The sequence below is a fragment of the Mesorhizobium sp. genome (assembly GCF_041661565.1).
Lineage (GTDB): Bacteria > Pseudomonadota > Alphaproteobacteria > Rhizobiales > Rhizobiaceae > Mesorhizobium.
Genome location: NZ_JBAZUD010000202.1, coordinates 1 through 6,519, shown reverse-complemented (window position 1 = coordinate 6,519; position 6,519 = coordinate 1). Strand labels below are relative to the sequence as shown.

Annotated in this window: 8 protein-coding genes; 3 read left to right on the top strand and 5 right to left on the bottom strand. The window is 65.2% G+C overall.

The annotated features are described in order from the left end of the window. The coding region (locus WC739_RS23815; protein ID WP_372955445.1) for a hypothetical protein at positions 1–1,964 on the top strand (1,964 nt) is incomplete at its 5' end. Positions 1,965–2,139: 175 nt separating this feature from the next. Here WC739_RS23815 and clpS read toward each other — a convergent pair. The 4 genes from clpS to WC739_RS23795 form a co-directional block, all read right to left on the bottom strand. After that, positions 2,140–2,445: an ATP-dependent Clp protease adapter ClpS gene (gene clpS, locus WC739_RS23810; RefSeq protein WP_372955444.1), complete on the bottom strand. Its 306-nt coding sequence runs from the start codon at positions 2,443–2,445 to the stop codon at positions 2,140–2,142. Positions 2,446–2,576: 131 nt separating this feature from the next. Next, entirely contained in the window at positions 2,577–2,936 is a 360-nt protein-coding gene (locus WC739_RS23805; RefSeq protein WP_372955443.1) for a hypothetical protein, read from the bottom strand. Positions 2,937–3,143: 207 nt separating this feature from the next. After that, on the bottom strand, positions 3,144–3,377 hold the full coding sequence (locus tag WC739_RS23800) for a hypothetical protein (RefSeq protein ID WP_372955442.1): 234 nt from the start codon (positions 3,375–3,377) through the stop codon (positions 3,144–3,146). Between the two features lie 38 nt (positions 3,378–3,415). Continuing rightward, positions 3,416–3,715: a hypothetical protein gene (locus WC739_RS23795; protein WP_372955447.1), complete on the bottom strand. Its 300-nt coding sequence runs from the start codon at positions 3,713–3,715 to the stop codon at positions 3,416–3,418. A 236-nt stretch (positions 3,716–3,951) separates the two neighbouring features. Here WC739_RS23795 and WC739_RS23790 point away from each other — a divergent pair, with 236 nt between their 5' ends. Together WC739_RS23790 and WC739_RS23785 are read left to right on the top strand one after the other, a co-directional pair. Further along, the gene (locus WC739_RS23790; RefSeq protein WP_372955446.1) at positions 3,952–4,668 is read left to right on the top strand and encodes a response regulator; all 717 of its coding nucleotides are present in this window, start codon (positions 3,952–3,954) and stop codon (positions 4,666–4,668) included. Beyond that, the gene (locus tag WC739_RS23785) at positions 4,665–6,071 is read left to right on the top strand and encodes an ATP-binding protein (RefSeq protein WP_372955441.1); all 1,407 of its coding nucleotides are present in this window, start codon (positions 4,665–4,667) and stop codon (positions 6,069–6,071) included. Before WC739_RS23790 ends, WC739_RS23785 begins: the two co-directional genes overlap by 4 nt. A gap of 38 nt (positions 6,072–6,109) precedes the next feature. Here WC739_RS23785 and WC739_RS23780 read toward each other — a convergent pair. Continuing rightward, positions 6,110–6,519, bottom strand: a 410-nt coding sequence (locus tag WC739_RS23780) for a CBS domain-containing protein (protein WP_372955440.1), incomplete at its 5' end; no start/stop codon positions are given.

Genomic DNA, 6,519 nt, shown 5'->3' with positions numbered 1-6,519 from the left:
TTCCGATCTTCGTCGCCCTGCTGGCGCTCGCCGCCGCCTTGCTCAACCCGGTGTTCCTCAACGAAGAGCGCGACCCGCTGAAGAGCGTCGTCGCCTTGATCGTCGACCGCAGCCAGAGCCAGGACATTGGCGACCGCACCAGGCAGACCGATGAAGCCGTTGCCGGACTGCAGCAGCGCCTTGGCCGCTTCAAGCAATTCGACGTGCGCGTCGTCGAGGCGGGCAAATCCGAAGCCGCCGACGAGCGCACCGAGACGCGGCTGTTCGGCGCGCTCGAAGGCGCCTTCCGCGACGTGCCGCCTTCGCGGATCGGCGGCGCCATCATGATCACGGATGGCGAGGTGCATGACGCGCCTCCCGGCGCGCCCGATTTCAACGCCCCGCTGCATGGCCTGATCACCGGCAACGATCACGAAAAGGATCGCCGCATACGGTTCGAGAACGCGCCGCGCTTCGGCATCGTCGGCAAGCCACTCGACATGACCTATCGCGTCATCTCGACCGAAAACGAGACAGGCCCGGTCGATGTCCGCGTCTCGGTCAATGGCGAGCAGGTCGCGGTCGAGCACGCCACCGTCGGCCAGCCGATGCCGCTGCAGGTCACCATTCCGGGCGCCGGCCGCAACATCGTCGAGCTTGCCATCGATCGCGAGCCGGGCGAACTGACCGACACCAACAACCGCGCCATCGCGCTGGTCGACGGTATCCGCGAGAATCTGCGCGTGCTGCTCGTCTCCGGCGAGCCGCATGCCGGCGAGCGCACCTGGCGCAATCTCCTGAAATCCGACGCCTCGGTCGACCTCGTCCACTTCACCATCCTGCGGCCGCCGGAAAAACAGGACGGCACGCCGATCAATGAACTGTCGCTGATCGCCTTTCCAACGCGCGAGCTGTTCGTCGAGAAGATCAAGGATTTCGACCTGATCATCTTCGACCGCTACCAGCATCGCGACGTGCTGCCGATCCTGTATTACGACTACATCTCCGAATATGTCGAAAAGGGCGGCGCGCTGCTGATCGCGGCCGGGCCGGAATATGCCGGCGAAAGCTCCATCGCGCGCACGCCGCTGATGTCCGCCCTGCCGGCAATGCCGACCGGCGAGGTGATCGACAAGGCGTTTTATCCGCGCCTCACCGAGCTCGGCCAGCGCCATCCGGTGACGCGCGGTCTCGACGGGTCCGCCACCGAGCCGCCGCATTGGAGCCGCTGGTTCCGCACCATCGGCGTGCAGAATCCCGAGGGCGAAGTGGTTATGAAGGGCGCCGACAACCGGCCCCTCCTGCTGCTCGACCGCAAGGGGGAAGGCCGCGTCGGCATGCTGCTGTCCGACCAGGGCTGGCTCTGGGCGCGGGGCTTCGAGGGTGGCGGCCCGCATGTCCAGCTCTACCGGCGCATCGCCCACTGGCTGATGAAGGAACCGGAACTGGAGGAAGAACGCCTGACCGCCGACGGTCGCGGCATGGTACTGGAGATCCGCCGCCAGACGATGGCCGATGATCCGGGTCCCGCGCAGATCATCACCCCGTCGGGCAGGACGATGACCGTCAAGCTCGAGAAGTCGGAGCCCGGCGTCTTCCTCGGCAGCGTCGATACCAGCGAGATCGGCCTCTATCAGGTCGCCAATGGCGAACTGACCGCACTGGCCCATGTCGGCCCGGTCAACGCGCCGGAATTCGCCGACGTCGTCTCGACCGAAAACCGGTTGAGGGCGCCGGCGGAAGCCACGGGCGGCAGCGTGCGCCGGCTGGCGTCGTCCACGGCCCTTGGGAGCGACGTGACCCTGCCGTCCATCGTGCCGGTGCGCTCGTCGGGCGATGCCTCCGGCATCGACTGGATCGGCCTGCGCACCACGGATGACAGCGTGCTCAAGGCCGTCTCACGCGTGCCGCTGTTCGGCGGCTTCCTCGGCCTCGGCCTTTTGCTGCTGGCGATGGGCTCGATGTGGTACCGCGAGGGGCGGTAGCAGCTGACTTCTCCCTTATCCCCCTGTGGGAGAAGGTGGATCGGCGCGCAGCGCCGAGACGGATGAGGGGTGTTCCAGCGGAGTGAGACGTTGGCGTTCCCTGGAACACCCCTCATCCGTCCGAGCTTCGCTCGGCCACCTTCTCCCGCAGGGGGAGAAGGGAAACCGCCCGCCCCTACTCCTCCGGCTCGGTCGTGAACATCAGGGGATAGCCCTTGGCCTTGCCGGCATCCGTGGCGCGCGTCGCCTTGGTCTCGGCGACGTCCTTGGTGAAGACGGCCACGACGCAGACCCCGCGGCGGTGCGCGGTGATCATCACCCGGTGCGCCTGGTCCTCGCTGAGCTTGAACTCCCCCTTGAGCACCGTGACCACGAATTCGCGCGGCGTGAAGTCGTCATTGACCAGAATGACCTTGTAGAGCTTCGGCCGCTCGATCTGCGGCTTGACCTCGACGCGCGGCTTGGAGGTGATTTCAGGCATTTGAACCGACAGTTTCGCGATCGACAACTTTTTCAGCACTTTGCCATGGGCAAAGGCGATCGTCCATTTTCAACGACGCGCAACTCGTCAACCGGCCCGTCACCCCACATGTGGGAAATGTTCGCCGCCATTCAACGGTCCTGACGGCCCAACGTATGGCGGCCATACCGCATCATCGTGCCGGACTGCGCGTCCGGCCGAAGCCTGTTGCCGCCCGCATCAGCGCGACTTTCCAGCCATGCCGTGATCGGCCAGGCGACGACGCAGATCAGCGTCACGCCGGTGAGCACGATCAGCAGCCACGCCTGTACCGGTGTGATGTAATTCCAATGGGTGGAGATCGCCGGCGCGAACACTGACGGTTCGGTGCGCAAGCTGGCCGGATCGGGGACCGGGCTCGCGGTCATGAGGATCAACGCCCTGGCAAGGCCGTTGGCGACCAGGCCGCCGAGCGCCATGGAGCGCAGAATGGACGAAAGCCGCTTCTTCATGCGGATGTCCTGTGAGACCGGGTTGCGAACGGGTCAACAGATCAAGACGGAGCTGCCGACAGGCTCCGGATATCGGATCGCTAACGGCACCCTCGACGGCGCCAGCCGGCCTTCGAGGGGTCTGACAGGAAGAAGGCCGCTCCAGCCCTGAAAGCGGCTGGAGCGGCCTTGTCACGAGGCTGGCATGGAGGGCCATGCCGGCCTGGATCAAGCCTTCGGGGCGTCCTTCTTGACGGCCTTCTGGGCGGCTTTCTTGTGCTTCTTGACCTTCTTCACGACCTTCTTCGGAGCCATCTTGGCGGGCGCGGTGGCAGCCGGAGCGGTGGTCGTCGTGGAAGCGGCCGGAGCAGCGGTCGTCGTGGCAGCCGCGTTGCCGAGGGACGGCATCGAGAAGGCGAGAGCGACGGCAAGGCCGGTGGCGGAGAGGATGGACTTCTTCATGGCTTCATTTTCCTTTTATGCGGGTCGAGTTTGCGATGTCACTGAACCGGGTCGTTCGGTGTCACTCCAAGCAGCTTCAAAGCGTTTGCGAGCATCCGGATGCCCTGTGCCTGTTTCTTGTTGGCGCAGAACCGGTTTCCCTTTCTTTGAAGTGCCTTTGCCGCGGTGACCTGCGTTGCCGCGGCGTGGGTTTCGAGGGCTTCATCAAATTGGCGGCTAAGGTTGGTGCAACGTTCGCTTCGGGTGAGAGCCACCTTTGCATCCGATTGCCCGACAGCGGCGGTGACGAGCGAAACGCCCAGCAGCACACCCAACAAACTGATAGACAACCTTGGCATCGGTTTATCCGTGAACCCGGAGATAGAAGTCGCGGTCGATGACCTGACCGCCACAACACCGCTTATGCCTTTGAACTTTTTCGGGAGTTTTTCCGGATTGTAGAATTTTGTTTCCCGATTGTGTCCGGCCGGGCCGGGCATGACCCGTCATCGCCACTGGCCAACATATGGCCTGAATTCTATCGTGTGGCTCACCAACCGAGCATGGCTTGACCACCAACCGTGACAGGACCGCTGTGAAATCCGACACACACATATTGATCGTGGACGACGACAAGGGCATTCGCGACCTGTTGCAGGAGTTCTTCCAGAAGCGGGGCCTGCGCACATCGGTCGCCGCGGACGGCATCGAGATGGAGGCCATCCTGCGCCGCACCCAGGTTGATCTCATCGTTCTCGACGTGATGCTGCCCGGCAAGAGCGGGCTTGAACTGTGCCGCGACCTGCGCGCCCAGTATTCGACGCCGATCATCATGCTGACCGCCGTCACCGAGACGACCGACCGCGTGGTCGGCCTGGAGATGGGCGCCGACGACTACGTGCCGAAGCCTTTCGACCCGCGCGAGCTTCTGGCACGTATCCGCGCCGTGCTGCGGCGCAACGGCGCGGCCGAGCCGAGGCGCGCCAGCACCAAGCAGATCTACCGCTTCGCCGGCTGGACGATGGACTGTTCGCGACGCCGGCTCATCGCGCCCGACGATGTCAGGGTCGAACTGACCATGGCGGAATTCAACCTGCTGCAGACCTTCGTCAAAAGCGCGCAACGCGTGCTGACCCGCGACCAGCTCATCGAACTGTCCGGCGGCGACAGCGACTATTCCTTCGACCGCAGCATCGACATCCTGGTCAGCCGCCTGCGGCGCAAGATGGAAGACGATCCGAAAAACCCCAAGCTGATCCTTACGGTGCGCAGCGGCGGCTACCAGTTCCTGCCCGAGACGACGTCCGAATGAAACGGTTCCTGCCGCAGACCCTGCCTGTCTGGGTGCTGCTGATCGTCATCGCCGGCCTGCTGATCAGCCAGGTGGCAACGCTGTATATCGTGTCGCGCGACCGCGCCGCCGCCAACGACGTGGTCGACCTCTACCGCCTCAACGACCGCGCCTTCTCCCTCGTGCAGCTCATGCATGACGCCACGCCGGCGGAACGCAAGGCAACGGCAAGCGGCCTGTTCAACTCGACCTACGCGCTCACCGTCACGGACACGCCCGCGGTCACCTCGTCGATCGCAAGCGACGACGAACTGGCCGAGCTCGAGGACATCCTTGTAGGCCGGCTGTCGAAGTTCGGCATCACCGACGCGCGCGTGCGGCGCGATCCGGCGACCCGCGAGGCCGACGATTCCAGCGGTTCGGCGCCGGGTCCCGATATCGGCCAGGTGGAGCGCGACCTGCTGGTGCTCGCCGCCGATTTCGCCCAGAGCGACAAGCTGACCGCGTCGCTGCGCTTCGCCGACGGCCAATGGCTGAACTTCACCGAGCCGATCACGCCGGTCGGCCCGATCCTCAGCTTCGACAGCCTGCCGCTCTATTCGCTGATAGCCGGCCTCGTGGTGATCATGTCGATCTGGTCGCTGCGCCGGCTGACGGCGCCCTACCGGATGATGGAAACAGCCGTCAACAGGATCGGCAAGGATTTGAAGAGCCCGCCGATCAGCGAATCGGGCAGCCGCGAGGTGCGCGCCGCCGCCAGGGCGATCAACGCCATGCAGGCCAGGCTGCGTGAATATGTCGAGGACCGCGAACATCTGGCGGCGGCCCTTGCGCATGATTTGCGCACCCCGATGACGCGGATGCGGCTGCGCCTGGAGCTGCTGCGCAAATCAGCGGTCCGCGAGGCGCTGGCTCACGATCTCGCCGACGTCGAGAGCATCGCCAGCTCGGTGATCGACTTCGCCACCTTCGAGGTGACCGAGGAAAAGAGCGAACGGATCGATTTCTGGTCGCTCGTGGAATCGATCGCCGACGCATACCCTGACGTCTCGTTCGACGAAGACACGCGCTCGCGCGGCCTGATCTGCATGGCGCGCCCGGTGGCGCTGAAACGCTGCGTCACCAACCTGGTGCAGAACGCCGTCACCTACGGCAAGAAGGCGCATCTGAGCGTCAGCCGGTCGGACAAGACGATCACGCTGGCCATCCGCGATGAAGGGCCGGGCATACCGCAGGCCCAGATCGACGCCGTGTTCGGCTCCTTCGTGCGCCTCGAACAGTCCCGCAACCGCCAGACCGGCGGCCTCGGCCTGGGCCTCACCATCGCGCGCAACATTGCGCGCGCCGCCGGCGGCGATATCCGCCTGTCCAACAATCCGGGCGGCGGCCTGCTTACCGAGTTGCACCTGCCGCTGGCGGCGTAGGCTTTTCCGGACGACGGCCAGCATGCCGCCAGCGAAAACTACCTTCGCAGCACCGCGCTCAGCACATCGCGGATGCCGATGGCGCCGACGAAGCGCGACTGGTCGTCGAACAGCGCCACGGGCGCGGTCTGCGAGCGGTGCATGGCCAGCATCACGGTTTTCAGCGAGGTGCCGGGATTGGCCCAGAACACCTGCGCTGCTTCCTCGGGCTGGCTCTCGACATCGGCGCATGACACCCACACCGCGGGCTTGCCGTCGCGTTCGGCAGCGGCGACCAGCCCGTGATCGTCGATCTTGAAGCGCGTCGTCTTGCGCCGGTCGAGCCACACCCAGCCGTCCTCTCCCTGCTCGAGGTCGCGACGGTCGCGCATCACGTTCCAGGCGGTCAGCACCGACAGCGGGTTCACATTGGCGATGAAGTCGCGGACATAGTCGTTGGCGGGGCGCA

Bases quoted from the DNA above. Each gene is read 5' to 3' on its own strand.
- clpS (WP_372955444.1), bottom strand. From the start codon at position 2,445: ATGCCTGAAATCACCTCCAAGCCGCGCGTCGAGGTCAAGCCGCAGATC.
- WC739_RS23805 (WP_372955443.1), bottom strand. From the start codon at position 2,936: ATGAAGAAGCGGCTTTCGTCCATTCTGCGCTCCATGGCGCTCGGCGGC.
- WC739_RS23800 (WP_372955442.1), bottom strand. From the start codon at position 3,377: ATGAAGAAGTCCATCCTCTCCGCCACCGGCCTTGCCGTCGCTCTCGCC.
- WC739_RS23795 (WP_372955447.1), bottom strand. From the start codon at position 3,715: ATGCCAAGGTTGTCTATCAGTTTGTTGGGTGTGCTGCTGGGCGTTTCG.
- WC739_RS23785 (WP_372955441.1), top strand. From the start codon at position 4,665: ATGAAACGGTTCCTGCCGCAGACCCTGCCTGTCTGGGTGCTGCTGATC.